Origin of the sequence: Geminicoccus sp. (genome assembly GCF_036263595.1) — a bacterium.
In the GTDB taxonomy this organism is placed as follows: Bacteria; Pseudomonadota; Alphaproteobacteria; order Geminicoccales; family Geminicoccaceae; genus Geminicoccus.
Map to the genome: position 1 here is coordinate 1 of NZ_DATAGQ010000148.1, position 16,207 is coordinate 16,207.

Genomic DNA, 16,207 nt, shown 5'->3' on the forward strand with positions numbered 1-16,207 from the left:
CTCTGAGCTGCGGGAGGGCCTCAGCCGCTGGATTGGCTACTACAATGCCCAGCGCCCTCACTCATCTCTGGCCGGTCGCACACCCGATGAGGCATACGGAGCAGCTGGCATCGAGAGATTGGCGGCCTGACGACAACCAGAGCCAAGCTTATCCCAGCCGCCAAACTGCCCGAGGGTATGGAACCACCTCTGTTCGCCGTCGAAAAGCGACAACGATCGCCTCTTCGGCCTCAGTCAGGACAGAACGGCGTGGCCGGCTCGGCCCCATTGGTGCATCGGCGGTGAACGTGCGTCGGCGCCACTTCGCGACGGTCTTCAAAGTTCAGCCCGTAGCGGATGGCCAGGGTGCGGGTCGCTTCTTGCGACGCTTGGAACTCGGCTGAGATGCGCGGCGTCGTACGGGCTGAGCCATGAAGACCTGCTACCATAGTGCATCCTCCCTTTCACGGGACAATGCACCACGACACTCCGAGACCATACAGCTAGTGCCCTGCCTCGGGCGGATGGTTCAGGACGGGTTTGGCCGTCGCCTTCGGTTGCAGTCCGGACAAGGGGCTCGAGATTGGTTGGTTGTGGCGGCGATCCAGCGCTCGGTCCCCGTTGCTGGGTCCTCGGCCGAACGGAAGACGCTCCGTGGCAAGGCTTTCCGGGTGAGGTCGCAGAAAAGGCTCGCCACGGCACTTGCCCTAGGTGTTCGGTCTCGGGGTATCGTGGTGCGTTGTCCCGTGAAAGGGAGGATGCACTATGGCAGCAGGTCTTCATCGCTCAGTCCGAACGACGCCGCACGTCTCAGCCGAGTTCCAAGCGTCGCAAGAAACGACCCGGACCTTGCCTGCCAGCTACGGGCTGAACCCGAAGACCATCGCCAAGTCGCGGCGTCGGACCACGATCATCGATTGGCGGATGGGCCATGGTCGTCGAGTTTTGGTGGCGCACCCTCCTGCCGCAGGGCGGCGTCCCGCGGTGCCTGCGCGAGGCTGTTCCAGGACGTTCCCGCAATGCGTCCCTGCATCTCTGCTGTGCAACGGCCTTTGAAGCACTGCCGACATCTATTCGAGGGATCGGGCTCATGCCGATGGCATGTTCCGCCTGCCAAAGGACGAGAAGAAAGCCTCCAGGCGCAGAGGTCTCGCCTACACGCAAGCCAGCGGTGCCACGTTCCCCTAGCGCCAGCACATCGTGCTGACCGATCATGGCATGGCCCCTACCGACCAGACCCGAGAACCGCGGCCGCTGTCCAAGAGATCGAGGCTCACTTCAGCAGCCACATCTTCCACGGCGCCTGCGACACACACGGCATCAACCATCGCCTCACCAAGCCCTGCCACCCCTCCCGGCCGTCCTGAGCCGCCCCTCTTCAAGGAACGGATCATTGTCGGCCCGTTCTGCGGCTCAACCCTGTCAGATGATCGACGAGCGGCCAGACCGTCCGGATGAACCGGACCGGAGGCCGCGCTGAAGACGTCCCACTACGCGGAGCTTCAGGCACTCCCGGCCCACGTCCTCACCTTGGCCTGCAACTTCGCCAAGCATCTGACGGCGCTGCGATGTCGGGCACCGTTCCTGCCCTCCTGCGACGCCTTAAAAATCCAGCCCGTCGGCCTTCAAGAGCAACCCGCACCACCTCATCCCTGGACCGCACGCTTCGCGCTGCGGCTTGGCCGGCCTCACATCAAGGGCGATTGTCTTCGGTCCACGAGCCGTGGCGGCGCTGCAGAAGGCAACTATCTGCCCGAAGTGCGGGCCGATCTCCGGCCAGGGCCCGCGGACTGCCATATCTCCAGGAGGATCATCCCTCGGCAGTCTCCGACGAGCGGGAAGAAGGCAGTGGCATGTTTCAAGCTGCTCCGGTCCCACCCGCAGGTTCGAGTTCTCGCTCTGAACGCGATGGAGGCCGGCGCCCAGCCCTTGCATGGGCGCAATGCTTCGGGTTGGCGCACGCCAGCAGCGCAGCACTAAGGCTAGACATCAGGCGTGGTGGTCTCCCAGCTGGATCCATCGGCGGGGTCTGCCCGACCGTTGGAGGAGGGGTTCGAGAGGCGGCTTGGCTTTGGTGGCTTGCTGTCAGCCTCGGATCAGGCGGATGCGCCGGCCACGAATTGGACCGGCAATACTACTTCGCGATCGGAGAAATGCCCATTCTCCAGCCGCCCGAGCATGGTCTGCGCACCCCGTTCACCCATCTCGTAGGCGGCGGAACGGATCGTCATCAAGGGAGGATCGGCGAAGTCCATGAACGGGAAGGCATTGAACCCCGTCACCCCTACGTCCTGCGGCACTTGGAGGCCGTGGCGCCGCAGCACGTGGAGAGCGGCAATCGCGATCTGGTCGTTCTGGCCCAGGATCAGGTCCGGGGGCTGTTCCCGATCAAGGTAGCGATTGATCGCGTCGGCGATCATCTCGTTGCTGGTTTCATCGCACTCGACCAGGTCGACATGCACGCCATCGGCTTCGAGCACGGATCGGATGCCTGCCACGCGCTGCTCCACCGCAGGCCAAGGCACCGTGGACACCACGACGACCGCCCGCCGCGGCTTTCGTTTCAGCAGCGCCCTGGCAAGGATCGTAGCGCCGCCCCTGTCGTCCTGCCGGATGAAGCAGGCATCCTGCAGGGACGGAGTGGCTAGGTCCTGGAAGACGACGATCGGCTGGCCGAGCCTGGCAATCCGCCGCATCACGGCGATCCGCTGTCGTCGCGTACCCGACAGGCTCAGGCACAGTCCGTCCACGGCCGAGCCTCGAATGAGGAAGGACGATTCCACCTTCCCCGGCAGGATCCCATCCAGCAGCAGGCCGAAGCCGCGCGAGTTCAGGTAGTTGGCAAGGCCCGCCACCAGGTTGGTGGTGAAGGGATCGGCCAAGAACCGCGGCGACGGGTCGAGGATCACCAGACCGACCGTGGAGTACCTCTGGGTCCGCAGGTTTCGTCCCATGCGATTGGGCCGGTAGCCAAGTTCCTGGACAGCCGCCTCGACCTTTGCGCGGGTCACTGCCGACACGCCCGTCTCGATGCCGTTGACGACCTTCGACACCGTGGCGGTCGAAACGCCGACACGGGCTGCGACGGCATGGATGGTCGGGCGCTGCGCCATGGGATCCTGTTCTCCAGCCGCCGGCCGTAGGGGCGTTGACGCGCCAAGGGAAGAATATTAGCGTCGATGTTAATCGTTTAACATCCTGGTACCAGTCATGATCCTCGACTTTGCCGCCCTGAAGCCGCGTCTCTACTCGGCGGTCCTGTCCGACGTCCTGGACGGGTTCGGGCGCATGGAGCAGGCGATGCGTCCGTTCGTGCGTCCGCTGGACGAGGATCTCGTGCTGTTCGGGCGTGCCCGCACCGGGCTCTACATGAACACCTACGCGGTGGCGGAGGGCGAGAACCCCTACGAGATCGAGATCGCCCTGATCGACGACCTGAAGAAGGACGATGTCGCGATCTTCGGCTGCGACGGGCCGACCACCCGGATTGCACCGTGGGGCGAGCTGCTGAGCACGGCGGCCAGCATGCGAGGTGCGGCCGGCTGCGTCACCGATGGTCTGGTGCGCGACGTCCGCCACATCCGGGCCATGAAGTTCCCGGTGTTCCATGGCGGGATCGGACCGCTCGATTCGCGGGGCCGCGGCAAGATGATGGCGATGGACATCCCGATCATGTGCGGCGGCGTCAAGGTGACGTCGGGTGACCTCGTCTTCGGCGATGTCGACGGTCTCGTGATCATCCCGCAGGACATCGCCAACGAGGTGATCGAGGCAGCACTCAAGAAGGTCGAGAGCGAGAATCTGACCCGCCGCCTGCTGGAGGAGGGTCAGCTGCTGGGCGACGTCTATGCCAAGTACGGGGTGCTCTGAACCGGCACGGAAAAACGAAGCCGGCATTCCAGTCGGATTGGTGAAAGAGAGGGAAGCAACCATGAAACTGTACTGGGGTTTGGCTGCGTTCGCTGGAGCGTTCGCGATGGTCGGGGCGTCAACTGTCACGATCGCCGCCGAGTTCAGCATCCGGGGAAGTCACGCCGAGTCGACGGAAAGCCCGCTGCACAAGGGCTGGCAGGTCTTCGAGGCCTATGTCGAGAGCGCCAGCGGCGGCCGGGTCGAGGTCTCGATTTCGCCTGCCAGCCAGCTCGGCTCGATCAAGGACGCGTTGGAACAGGCCAAGATCGGCGCCATCGAGATGGCGCAGGGCGATGAGCAGAACCTCGACGGCTTCTACAAGCCGATGATGATCCTGGCGACGCCATACCTGTTCGCCAACGACGAGGAGGGCCAGCGCTTCTTGGACTCCGATTTCTTCATGGAAGTCCGCGAGAAGATGGCCAAGGAGTCCGGCCTGCGCTTTCTTGCAGCCTCGTCCTACGGCTTTCGCTGCTTCACCAACAACGTAAAGCCGATCAAGTCGGCCGCCGACATGGCCGGGATCCGCATGCGGGTGCCGCCCAGCCCGATGTCGCTCGCCATGGTCGAGGCGATGGGCGGCTCGCCGACGCCGGTGCCCTGGGAAGAACTCTACGGCGCCATGCAGTCGGGCGTGGTGGACGGGCAGGAGAACCCGGTCGGGGTGGTGCTCGACTACTCGTTCTACCAAGTGCAGAAATACCTGACGCTGGACAACCACCAGCTCGGCCTGAACTCCCTCATGATCAACGAGCAGTTCTTCCAGAGCCTGCCTCCGGAACTGCGGGCCGTCGTGGTGACCGGCGCCCGGATGGCGGCGGCTACCGAATATGGCGAACGCAATTATCAGGCGCGGGTCAGCGCGGTGGAGAAGCTGCGCGGGAACGGCATGGAAGTCTACGCACCGACTCTCGAGGAAATCGAAACTTTCCGTGCGGCCACGAAGGAGCCGATGCAGGCCTATCTGAAGAAGGAACTCGATCCCGGCTATGTCGACGCGGTCTACAAGGAGGTCGCCGACATCCGCGCTGCCCTCGTCTCGTCCGTGTCCGAGTAAGCGAGCGCTCCGTTCCTGATCGACCACGTCCCGGACCAGGGCCTGGTCCGGGACAAGACGGAGAGGCTCCGTGACGTCCCTTGCCTTCTGGGTGAACCGCATCACCGACGCCATCCTGGTCCTCGGCATCGCCGTGATCGCCGCCGTCCTGGTGACGCAGGTCTTCTGCCGCTACGTCCTGCACGCCGCCCTGCCCTGGCCGGAAGAGCTGGCGCAGATCCTTCTCGTCGTCATTTCCTTCCTCGGCATGTATCGCGCCTTCGGCAAGGACCAGCACATCCGCATCGACTGGCTGCCCAAGCACTCCAGGCCGGTACGCCTGCTGCGTGCGCTGAGCCTCCTGCTGGTGGCAGGTTTCCTGGCCTATATCGGCCTTGGAGGCTGGTGGCTCGCCACAGGTGCCTGGGATCAGCCCACGACCGCGCTGCGTCTGCCGACGGCGATCCCCTATCTGATCATGCCGCTGGCATGCCTGCTCTCGATAGCGGCCGTGGCTGCCGCCATCCGTACTGCGCTGATGGCCTCGTCCAGGTCGGCCAAAGCACCATGATCACCGCCCTGGTCGTGCTGCTTCTCGTCTTTCTTCTGGCGGTCGAGACCCCCGTCGCCTTCGCCGTCGGCCTCTGCGCGCTTGCGGGACTTCTCATCGGCGGTTTCGGCAACGCCGCCGCCGCAGCCCAGCGCATGTATGCCGGCATGAACAGCTACGGGCTGCTGGCGCTGCCTCTCTTCATCCTGGCTGGCAACCTGCTGGTCGCCGGCGGCGTCATCCAGCGTCTGGTCGACTTCGCCGATCTCGTCGTCGGACGCATCCGCGGCGGGCTCGCCTACGTCAACCTGGTGTCCAACCTGATGATGGCGGGCGTGTCCGGTTCCGCCACGGCAGACACGGCGGCCCTGGGATCGGTCATGGTGCCCATGATGCGCTCGCGCGGCTACACAACCGACTTCGCTGCAGCCCTCACCATTTCCGGCGCCATTATCGCGCCGATCATCCCGCCAAGCCTGATCATGGTCATCTATGCCATTCCGACCAGGCTTTCGATCGGCGCCATGTTCTTTGCCGGCATCCTGCCGGGCCTCCTGATCTTCGCCCTGCTCACGCTGTACGTGGCCTATGCCTGCCGCAACCAGCCAGTCCTGGAAGGCGGAAGGCGCCCCGGGCGAAGCCTGTTCCGCTCGATCCTCGACGCGGTCCCGATCCTGGTCGCACCGGTCATCATCGTCGGCGGGGTGCGCGGCGGAGTCTTCACGGCGACCGAAGCGGCGGCGGTTCTGTGCGCCTATGCCTTGTTCCTCACCTGCGTTCTCTATCGCGCGGTCGACCTGACCGGCTTGGCCAAAGTGTTCCGTGACAGCGCGCTGACGACGGCAACGGTGATGATCGTGGTTGCGACCTCCACCCTGTTCGCCTGGTTCTTGGCGATCGAGAGCATCCCGCAGGCGGTCACCGCCCTGTTCCTGTCGATCTCGGACAATCGCTACGTCTTCCTGATCATCGTCAACATCTTCCTGCTGTTCGTCGGCTGCTTTCTCGACACCGTGCCCGCCATCCTCATCTTCGTTCCGATCCTTCAGCCGGTAGCGGTCAAGTTCGGCATCGACCCCATCCACTTCTCGATCATCGTCATCGTGAACCTGATGGTCGGCCTCAACACGCCGCCGATCGGCACCAACCTGTTCGTGATCTCCTCGATCAGCGGCCGTTCGATGGCAGCCATCACGCGGGCGCTGTTGCCGCTCTACACCGTCAAGATCGTAGCGCTCCTCCTCATCACCTATGTCCCGTTCATCTCGCTCTGGCTGCCGCGTGCTGCAGGGCTGATCCGATGACGGTCGATCCTCGGGAACTTTTCATGCGCCCCTTGGTCCTGCACCCGGACGTTCAGTTCAGCGGCCCCGCCGACATCGAGGCCAGCGTCTATGGCAGCGCGTTCGAGGCCTGGACGACGCAGTCCACCGACCTAGCCAGGATCCCGGACGAGGTATGGGCACGGGCCGCAGCCATGGTTTGCTACCACGAGATCACGGTGACGCCGGCGGTGCTCGACCGCATGCCGCACTGCCGTGTGGTCGTTCGCGCTGGCGTCGGCTTCGACAACATCGATCTGGCGGCTGCCGCCGAGCGCGGCATCGCGGTCTGCAACACGCCCGACTATGGCACGACCGACGTCGCCGACCATGCCATTGCCCTGACGCTCGCGATCCTGCGCGGTATCACCGGCTACGACGACCTCGTCTTCGCGGACCCGGTCCGCGGCTGGGACTTCGCCGCGGTGCCGACCGTGCGGCGCCTGTCCACCCAGACGTTCGGTGTCGTTGGCCTGGGCAGGATCGGAACGGCGACGGCCCTGCGAGCCAAGGCGCTCGGCATGCGGGTAGTCTTCCACGATCCGTACCGCCCCACCGGAACTGAACTGGCGCTCGGGATGGAACGGGCGGCCTCGCTCGGCGAGTTGCTGCGGCAGGCGGACATCGTCTCGCTGCATACGCCGTTGACCAACGAGACACGGCATTTGATCGACGAACCGGCGCTGGCCTCGATGAAGCCCGGCGCGGTCCTGGTCAACACGGCCAGGGGTGGTGTTGTCGACCTGTCGGCGCTGGCCAGGGCCCTGCTCGATGGGCATGTCGGCGCAGCAGCACTCGATGTCCTGGAGAGTGAGCCGCTCTCTGCCGAGCATCCACTCATGCTGGCATGGCGCACACCCGGCTCGCCCTTGCGCCACCGCTTGGTGGTCACGCCGCACGCGGCCTTCTACAGCCCCGCCAGCCTGATGGACCTCCGGCGCAAGTCGGCCACCACCGCGGCATCCTACCTGCGCGAGGGGTATTCCCGGGACTGCGTCAACGCCGAGCGCATCGATCAGGCAAAGGCGGCGGCACGGGCTGGGATGATGGGTCCCGCGGGCTGATGCCGGCGGAGATGCGACAGACGGAAAGGCGACGATGACTCTCTGTTCCTTCGAGCGATCCAGGCAGCGTATCGCCGAGGCGAGCCGCCTCATCCCGGGTGGCGTCAGCAGCCACTTTCGGTTCGGCGTCTCCCCCACGCCGCTGGTGATCGAACGCGCCGACGGCGTCTATCTCTACGATGCCGACGGCAACCGGCTGATCGACTATTATCTGGCATTGGGGCCGATGATCCTGGGCCACACGCCAGTCGACGTCATTGAGGCCGCAAGAGCGCAGCTCGAGCGCGGCATCCTCTATGGCGGCCAGAGCGAGCTCGAGTTCGACGCCGCGCGGCTGGTCTGCGAGATGGTGCCCTGCGCGGAGCGGGTCCGCTTCGCCTCGTCAGGATCCGAGGCCGTGCAACTGGCGTTGCGCCTGGCCCGCGCCACCACGGGCCGCAAGACCGTCTTGAAGTTCGAGGGGCATTATCATGGCTGGCTGGACAGCGTGCTCTGGAGCGTGGGGACGCCACCGGACGATCTCGGACCAGAAGCGCAGCCGATCCCGTTTGCCGGCAGTTCCGGCCAGGACCCGATGGCGGGCGCGCATGTCGAGGTGCTTTCCTGGAACCGGACGGAACAGGTCGTCGAGCGGCTGGCGCGCGGCGATGTCGCCGCGGTGATCATGGAACCCATGATGTGCAACAGCGGCGGGATCCTGCCGCTGCCCGGCTATCTGGAGGCGGTTCGCAAGGCGTGCACGGACAGCGGCACCGTGCTGATCTTCGACGAAGTGATCACCGGCTTCAGGGTCGGACCGGGTGGCGCCCAGCAGCGCCTGGGCGTCACGCCCGACCTGGCGATCTTCGCCAAGGCCATCGCCAACGGCTTCTCGGTGGCAGCCGTCGCGGGCCAAGCTCGCTTCATGGACCAGTTGGCGCACGGCGGCATCATTCACGGCGGCACCTACAATGCCCAATCGATCGCCATGGCGGCCACGATCGCGACCTTGAAGCGTCTCAACACGCCTGGCGTTTTCGAGATGATGGAAGAGCGGGGCCAACGGCTGATGACGGGCCTGAGCGACGCGCTCAAGGAAGCCGGCATCCCTGCCACCGTAAGGGGGCTGCCCCAGATCTTCAGCGTGGCCCTCGGTCTGAAGACACCGCCCGTCAACTACCGCGACACGCTGGCAACCGACCGCAAGAGGTACATCCGGTTGACCACGGCCATGCTGGAGCGTGGCGTGCGCGCCCTGGAGCGTGGTGCCTGGTTCCTGTCGACGGAGCACGACGACGAGATCATCGCCACCACGATCGCAGCGTTCCGCGAGGCGCTCGCGACGATCCGGACCTGAAGCCTACTAGGGTCGTCGCGGCCGACTGGACCCCATGCGGAACCGCCGCCAGGTCCATGCGCGAATGCTCCGCCGACTATCGGGACGTGGATGGGGTTCATCCTCGACGGGCCATGCCTGCAGGCTGGTCACTTTGGCGGATCTCGACTGCCCCGCATGCTAGCGAGGTGGCGTGGCTTGGAGGATGAGAGGTGCGGGAGCCGGTCATACCTGACGCGCCGTAGGTCTTGCGTCAGTGGACTGGTCGATGACTGCCCAGTCGCCACGTTTCATCGTCATCTCGTCGCCAGGACCATCAACCAGCAGTCGAATATTCTCCACAGATTCGTATAATTCAGTTGATGAGATCGGTTGCCATTTCAACTTCAGGGTGAGAAACCGGCCCAAGCACCTGTCAGGGTGCGGGTTTCTCTGGAGGTTCCATGGCACCACCTGCGCCGTCGCCGCCCCGACGCAGGTCGACGCTCTCCATCGCCAAGCCCATCCTGGTCCAACCGCGCAATGGCCGGCGCCCCTCGCCCGGCGCAGCTGTTTCTCGCTGGCACGCGTTCTCTCTCGCCGTTCATGGGTCCGCCAGGACTGCGTCGACAGCACTGGTACTGCTGGCTCTGCTGTCCGTCACACCTGCCCAGGCGGGTTCGGCCGGCGATGCCTGGACCGATGCACTGCTGGCCGCCCGCATCACACCCAGCGGATCGCTGACACCCTCCAATCGAGCCAACCTGGAGATCATTCGCGCCGACCGCATCCAGGCTGCCCTTGCGCAGGATGTGCCGAGCCTGCTCCAGGAGGTTGCCGGGATCGACCTGTCGGAGCGGACGAGTCCCTCGCCCGACGCCATGTCGATCGGCGGCTACGCGGCACCCCGTCAGTCTGCGGCCACCCTGCTGGTCAACGGGCAGGAGGTGCGGTCAAGCCATTCCGATGCGATCGGTTTGTCGAGCCTGCCGATCCAGATGGACGAGATCCGCCAGATCGAAATCCTGCGCAGTAGCGACGCCCCCGTCGGCCGTGAAGGCCAAGCCGAGCTCGTCAACATCATCACGGCGGATCCAGCGCTGGATGGCGCCAGCTTTCTCTCCGCCACGATCGGGAATGACGACGTGGCCGAAGACCAAGCGCCATCGGCATGGCGATGGAGCCTGTCCGCCGGATGGCGCTCGCCCAGCTTGGCGGGCGGAGATCATGGGGCGGATCCAGGCGCGGCTGACACCCGGGACGGGATCGGCGACTACCAGCTTCATCTGGCGTCGCGCACTCTCTGGCGTTTCAGCGAGGCAGGGTTCCTGGAGCTGAAGGGCCATCACGCCGAGGCAAGCCGCGCGCCGATTTCGAGCGATGGAGCGCCGGGTACAGAGCTCGTTCGCGACAAGGTCGCGGTGCGTTTCGCCAGCGACAGCCCGTTCGGGTTTCTCCAGGCCCGGGCCTACACGGACCGCTGGTTCGACGACCGCACGGGGACCGGGCATCGCATCAGCGCGGTCTCGCTCGACGACGCCATCGTGCCGTTCGCGGACAATGTTCTCGTCCTGGCTGGCGAGGTCCTCGAGTTTGCCAGCGCTGATCAGACGTCCCGGCGCCATCTTACCGCCAGCGCCACCTGGAACTGGGCAGGTCCGTCCAGCCTGAGTGCCAAGAGCGGCATTCGCCTCGATCAGGTCCAGCCAGGAGCGGATCGGCATGGGCAGCTCGCGGACCCTGCAAGACTGGTAAGCTACCATGCAGACTTGGTCTGGCAACCAAGCGACCGCTCGCGCCTGCGCCTGCAAACCAGGCGGGGAACCCGGCTGCCGCCGATGATTGGCGGCGGCTGGACCCATGATCCCGTGCGCTGGAGCTTGCGCCAGGATCCGGACCTTCATGCCGAGACCGCCAGCCACCACAGCCTGGACTACGAGCAGCGGCTGGGCGACGGGTCGATCCTGTGGCGCTCCGGCCTGTTCATCCGTCACGACTTCGCCCCGGCCTTCCAGGAGCTTGATGCCGATTGGACGATCGGCAGTGCTGCCGGTATTGCGCCGCATGATGACGTCCGGATCTTCGGTGGCAGTTGGTCCTTGTCGCACGATCCACTGCAGGGCTGGCGCTGGGGGGTCGGCTACGGCATGGCCGTCGCGATGGGTCAGCACCAGCCGACCCCATCGGGGGTATCGACACCGGTGGGCGCCGGTCGCACCACTACCACGACCCATGTCGCCAGGCTCCGGATCGGGCATATCTGGGGCCGCCGGGACACTGGCCTGTTTGCACAGGCAACCGTGACGCCAGCCGAGGCGGACCGGCATGACCAACCTTCGGCAGGAAGGGACGACGCCGGGGACGAGACGACTCTCATTACCAGGATCGCCTATCGGCTATCCGACCAGGCAAGCGTCGCCTTCGTCGCCGCCAGCGCGAAGGCCCATCGTGGCAGCCCGGCGCGTGATCCAGAGCCCGAACTGGAAGCCTATCTTACGCTCAAGATCGCGCTGGCGCCCACCACCCGCAGCGACGGCTCCACCCCTTCCCTGCGCCAGATGGCGATGGCGGACTAGGACACACCTCATGCAGAGTGGACCTGCAGGGAGATACTGGCGCAACTGCACCGGCTGCCCAGATAGTTCGGCTCATTTGGCCAACTGATAGTGAGCACCACGGAGATCATTCCGTGACCCAAACAAATCAAAGAAGCACTCGCCGATCGCAGCCGAGCAATATCGGCGCCAATGAAGCCTGAAGGTCAATAAGCAGAGCCGCAGCGTCGATTTCTGCATCCATGCCGCAAGGGAGTTGGCGGGCAAGGTCGGATCACCTGTCGAGGCCGCTTATATCGAGCCGCCCGGAGCAGCCTCCGGCAACCCTGGCTTTGCGGAACCTACCGGGCGCTATTCCACCGGCGGCCGGATCTTCTCAAGCCGGTGCCGCAGGAAATCGATGAAGTGTCGGACCTTGGCCGACAGGTTCAACCGTTCGGGATAGACGGCGTAGATATGCGCCACACTGTGGTGCCGAGGCAGCACCACCCGCAGGCGGCCCGCAGCGATGTGCCGGTTCACGTCCCATTCAGACCGCATCATGATGCCGAGCCCCTGAATGGCCCAGTTCACCGCGATCTCGCCGTCATTGGTGGACAGCGTGCCGCTGACCTTGACGCTGTCGCCCCCTTCAAAGCGCCAGACGTCGTACGCGTCGTGCTCTTGGCGCAGCACGATGCAGTTGTGGGCGGCAAGGTCGGCCAGACGTCGCGGCGTGCCGTGCCGGGCGAGATAGCTTGGCGCAGCGACGAGCAGTCGGCGGTTGCGCATCAGGAGTCGGGAGATCAGTCGCGATGAGGGCGGCAGGCCGAAGCGGATGCCCAGGTCGAATCCCTCTTCCACGAGATTGTGCGGCGCGTCCGACAAGACGAGTTGGGCCTCGACCTCCGGATGCTGGCCGATGAAGTCGCCGATCGCGGGTGCGATATGTTCGCGTCCGAACTGGAAGGTCGCGTTGACCTTGAGCAGTCCGCGGGGGCGCTCCCGCGAGCGGGCAAGAGACTGCTCGATCATCTCGATCTGGCTGGCGATCGCGAGCGCCGCCTCCAGGTACGCCTCGCCTTCGCTGGTAAGGCTCGTCCGCCGCGTGGTGCGGTTCATCAGCCGGGTGCCGAGCCGGTCCTCGATCCGGGCGAGGCGACGGCTGACGGCCGACGGAGAGATCCCCAGCTCCAGCGCGGCGCCGCTGAAGCTGCTCTGCCGGGCCAGCAGCGCAAAGAACTGCATGTCGCTGTCCAGTGTCATTCTTGCCTCCCGCGCAAAAATGATGTGACGGATGAGACATTATCAACCGTGGCGCACCAAGCTATTTTTCCGAGATCCGGGTTCGCGCTCACCGCGCGAAAGCGCGCGAGAAGCACATCGCCCGGTTCAGGGGAAGGCTGGCCGCCGCATGCATGGCAGCTTCTGCCTCTCCATGACCAACCGCCCGACCATCAATGGTCGGCACAGGGGAGGACGCCCGATGGCATCCAAGACACTTCTCGCCATGGCAGCCGCGGCCACACTGGGTCTCGCGGGCCAGGTTGCGGCGCAGGAGGCGTCGGACTTTCCGACCAAGCCCATGACCTACATCATCCCGTTCAACGCGGGCGGCGAATCCGACATCTCCGCGCGCTTCCAGCAGAGTGTCTGGAACAAGGTCACGGGGCAGGACGTCGTGATCCAGTACCAGCCCGGCGCCGGCGGTGCGCAGGCCTGGTCGCAGCTGAACCAGATCGCGGGCGACGGCTACACGATCATGGGCATCAACCTGCCCCACACGGTGCTGCAGCCGATGGAAGGCGAGTCCGGCTATCAGACCGACGATCTGACGCCGGTGCACTACTTCCACTACACGCCCGACGCGATCTTCGTGTCGAAGGACAGCCAGTTCCAGACGCTTGAGCAACTCGTCGAGTATGCCAAGGCCAACCCTGGCCTCGTGACCTTCTCGGGCTCGGGCTCAAACTCGTCTAACAATCTTGCCCAGGTGAAATTCGACGAGCTGGCAGGAATCACGACGACCTATGTGCCGTTCTCCGGCACGAGTCCGGCCATCACCGCGGTGCTCGGCAACCAGACGGTGGCCGGCTTCAACTACGCGACCTCGGGCGTGAGCCAGGGCGAGGAGCTGCGGATGCTTGCCGTCGCGTCCGACGAGCGGCTGCCGGCCTTCCCTGACGTGCCGACCTTTAAGGAACTTGGCTACGACCTCGTCGGCGGCGCCTATCGGGGCGTGGCGGTGCCGGATTCGACACCCGAGGAACTGCGGCAGCGGATCTCGCAGATCGTGCAGCAGATCAACGAGGACCCGGAGTTCCAGCAGAAGATGGAGGATGCAGGGTTCGTGCTGACCGACATCACCTATGACAAGATGCCGGCATTCCTGGAGGAGATGACGGCGGAATACACGAAGGGCGCCAAGGCCCTCGGCATCCTCCAGTAAGGCCGCCTCGGATGGACCTGCTCGGCTACCTGTTCGAGGCGCTCAGCCCGTTCAACCTGCTCCTTGCCATCGTCGGCGTGGTGCTGGGAACGGTGGTCGGCGCATTGCCTGGGCTTTCGGCGACCATGGCAGTGGCCGTGCTGGTTCCATTCACGTTCACGATGGACCCCGCCGCGGGCCTGATCGCGCTCGGCGCGATCTATACGGGCGCGATCTACGGCGGGGCCTTCGCGGCCATCCTTGTCAACACGCCGGGAACGCCGTCCTCGATCGCGACCACCTTCGACGGCTACCCGATGGCGCGGCGAGGTGATGGCGGGCTGGCGGTGACCCTCGCCACTATCGCCTCGGTGATCGGCGGCCTGATCGGCGCGATCAGCCTCCTTCTGCTGGCGCCGCCGCTTGCGCGGGTGGCGCTCGCCTTCGGTCCGCCGGAATATTTCTGGCTGGCCATCTTCGGACTGACGCTGATCTCGGCGCTCTCGGTCGGCAACACGCTCAAGGGGCTCATCGGCGCCTGCCTTGGCCTGCTGCTATCCATGGTGGGCGTGGCGGTGGTGGGCGGCGACGTGCGCTACACCGGCGGGATGCAGGCCTTTCTCGGCGGAGTAGACATCACCTCGGCGCTGATCGGGCTCTATTGCGTGCCCGTCATCATCGACCTCGTGGCGACGCGCGACCCGCACCTCAAGGTGACCGCCGGCGACGATGGCATCCGCCTCCGCGAGGCATGGGACATCACCTGGCGGCAGAAGTTCAACGTGATCCGCTCGTCGGTCATCGGCACCGTGATCGGCATCCTTCCCGGTGCTGGCGGCTCGATCGCCGGCCTCGTCAGCTATTCCGAGGCCCGCCGGTCCTCGCCCCGCTCGGCGCATTTCGGCAAGGGCGAGCCGGACGGTGTGATCGCGACCGAGGCCGCGAACAATGCGACGGTCGGCGGCGGCTTCATCCCGACCTTGGTGCTCGGGATCCCCGGCACGCCGCCCGACGCGATCATCCTCGGCGCGCTGCTCGTGCAGGGAATCAAGATCGGGCCCACGCTCTTCGCGTCCGAAGGGCACATCGTATACACCTTCATCTACGGCCTGCTGATCGCAACGTTGCTCATGCTCCCGATCGGGCTTCTGATCGGGCGTTACGCCTACAAGTCGGTCGTAGCGTTCCCCAAGGCGCTGCTGGTGCCCACGGTGGCTTTCCTGACTGTCGTCGGCTCGTTCGCGATCCACTCCAACCCTCAGGACACGCAGGTCATGTTCGGCCTGGGAGTCCTGGCCTGGGTTCTCAATCGCTACGGGTTCGCACCCTCGCCGATCGTGCTGGGCCTCGTCCTCGGCCAGATCGCGGAGCAGGGCTTCGTGCAGACCTACCTTATCGGGAACTCCACCCAGAACCTCGGCGGCATGTTCTTCGGCCGTCCGATCAGCATCGGCATCATCGCCGCCGCCCTTCTGACGCTGCTCTACCCATTCTGGGCCGGATGGCGTGCGCGGCGGCGTGCCGTCACGCCACTGACCGAGATCGCCGAGGCGGCGAGCGAGCGGCCAGGCGCTCTCGACTCTCCGCACCCCTTGCCCGAGGCCGAGCCTCCCGCTGCCCGTGGCCATGACTGGGGCGCGGTGGCGCTGGCGGCGATCATTTTCCTGATCGCGGTGAGCGCATTCTGGAGCACCCGCGGCATGTCGGCGATGGGCTCGATCTTTCCCACGACGATCTCGGTGGTCCTCGCCGCTCTGACGCTCGCCCTCATCGCGCTGGGCATCGCCGGACGCGGCCGCCCGGGGAAGGCCGAGACGATGGTGGGGCCTGTGTCGAATGCGCGTCGGGCCATCCTGGCCATCGTCTTCGGGATCTGGGTCTGGCTGCTTCCGATCGTAGGCTTGGCCGTAACGAGCCTCACGGCATTCCTGGCGCTGACGGCGGTGGGCGAGCACGAGGCGGTGCCAGTCCGTACCTGGGTCATCCGTGCTGTCGTCGCTGTGGCCATCGTCGCCGCGTTCTGGTGGCTGATGTCGGACGTGCTGCTCCTCCGGATGCCGAACGGCGTGCTGTTCTGAACAAGGGAAA

11 protein-coding genes and 2 pseudogenes are annotated in these 16,207 nt (G+C 65.4%); 10 read left to right on the forward strand and 3 right to left on the reverse strand.

What is annotated here, in order from left to right; translation table 11 throughout:
- A pseudogene (locus VHL31_RS15080) lies at positions 1 to 106 on the forward strand (integrase core domain-containing protein); the annotation flags it as partial.
- Positions 107 to 190: 84 nt separating this feature from the next.
- Here the strand turns inward: VHL31_RS15080 and VHL31_RS15085 are convergent.
- A pseudogene (locus VHL31_RS15085) lies at positions 191 to 428 on the reverse strand (IS481 family transposase); the annotation flags it as partial.
- A 1,647-nt stretch (positions 429 to 2,075) separates the two neighbouring features.
- Positions 2,076 to 3,092, reverse strand: a complete 1,017-nt coding sequence (locus VHL31_RS15090) for a LacI family DNA-binding transcriptional regulator (protein WP_329662048.1) — start codon at positions 3,090 to 3,092, stop codon at positions 2,076 to 2,078.
- A gap of 97 nt (positions 3,093 to 3,189) precedes the next feature.
- On the opposite strand from VHL31_RS15090, the gene VHL31_RS15095 reads away from it, so the two are divergent.
- The 7 genes from VHL31_RS15095 to VHL31_RS15125 all read left to right on the forward strand — a co-directional run bounded on the left by VHL31_RS15095 (position 3,190) and on the right by VHL31_RS15125 (position 11,733).
- On the forward strand, positions 3,190 to 3,849 hold the full coding sequence (locus VHL31_RS15095) for an RraA family protein (protein ID WP_329662049.1): 660 nt from the start codon (positions 3,190 to 3,192) through the stop codon (positions 3,847 to 3,849).
- Positions 3,850 to 3,910: 61 nt separating this feature from the next.
- Entirely contained in the window at positions 3,911 to 4,948 is a 1,038-nt protein-coding gene (locus VHL31_RS15100) for a TRAP transporter substrate-binding protein (RefSeq protein WP_329662050.1), read from the forward strand.
- Between the two features lie 70 nt (positions 4,949 to 5,018).
- Entirely contained in the window at positions 5,019 to 5,498 is a 480-nt protein-coding gene (locus tag VHL31_RS15105) for a TRAP transporter small permease (RefSeq protein WP_329662051.1), read from the forward strand.
- A complete protein-coding gene (locus tag VHL31_RS15110; protein ID WP_329662052.1) occupies positions 5,495 to 6,781 on the forward strand; it encodes a TRAP transporter large permease in 1,287 nt (428 codons plus the stop codon). Before VHL31_RS15105 ends, VHL31_RS15110 begins: the two co-directional genes overlap by 4 nt.
- Positions 6,782 to 6,804: 23 nt before the next feature.
- Positions 6,805 to 7,863, forward strand: coding sequence for a C-terminal binding protein (locus VHL31_RS15115; protein WP_329662053.1), 1,059 nt, complete (start codon positions 6,805 to 6,807; stop codon positions 7,861 to 7,863).
- A gap of 34 nt (positions 7,864 to 7,897) precedes the next feature.
- Complete coding sequence (locus tag VHL31_RS15120; RefSeq protein ID WP_329662054.1) at positions 7,898 to 9,199, forward strand: aspartate aminotransferase family protein; 1,302 nt, start codon at positions 7,898 to 7,900, stop codon at positions 9,197 to 9,199.
- Positions 9,200 to 9,621: 422 nt separating this feature from the next.
- Positions 9,622 to 11,733: a TonB-dependent receptor plug domain-containing protein gene (locus VHL31_RS15125; protein WP_329662055.1), complete on the forward strand. Its 2,112-nt coding sequence runs from the start codon at positions 9,622 to 9,624 to the stop codon at positions 11,731 to 11,733.
- 330 nt (positions 11,734 to 12,063) lie between these two features.
- Here VHL31_RS15125 and VHL31_RS15130 read toward each other — a convergent pair whose 3' ends face one another.
- Positions 12,064 to 12,957 (reverse strand): LysR family transcriptional regulator, encoded by an 894-nt coding sequence (locus tag VHL31_RS15130; protein WP_329662056.1) that lies wholly within the window; start codon positions 12,955 to 12,957, stop codon positions 12,064 to 12,066.
- A gap of 220 nt (positions 12,958 to 13,177) precedes the next feature.
- Here VHL31_RS15130 and VHL31_RS15135 point away from each other — a divergent pair, with 220 nt between their 5' ends.
- Positions 13,178 to 14,140 carry a tripartite tricarboxylate transporter substrate binding protein gene (locus tag VHL31_RS15135; protein WP_329662057.1) on the forward strand — a complete coding sequence of 321 codons (963 nt, stop codon included), beginning with the start codon at positions 13,178 to 13,180 and terminating at the stop codon, positions 14,138 to 14,140.
- An 11-nt stretch (positions 14,141 to 14,151) separates the two neighbouring features.
- Complete coding sequence (locus VHL31_RS15140; RefSeq protein WP_329662058.1) at positions 14,152 to 16,197, forward strand: tripartite tricarboxylate transporter permease; 2,046 nt, start codon at positions 14,152 to 14,154, stop codon at positions 16,195 to 16,197.
- Positions 16,198 to 16,207: the final 10 nt, after the last annotated feature.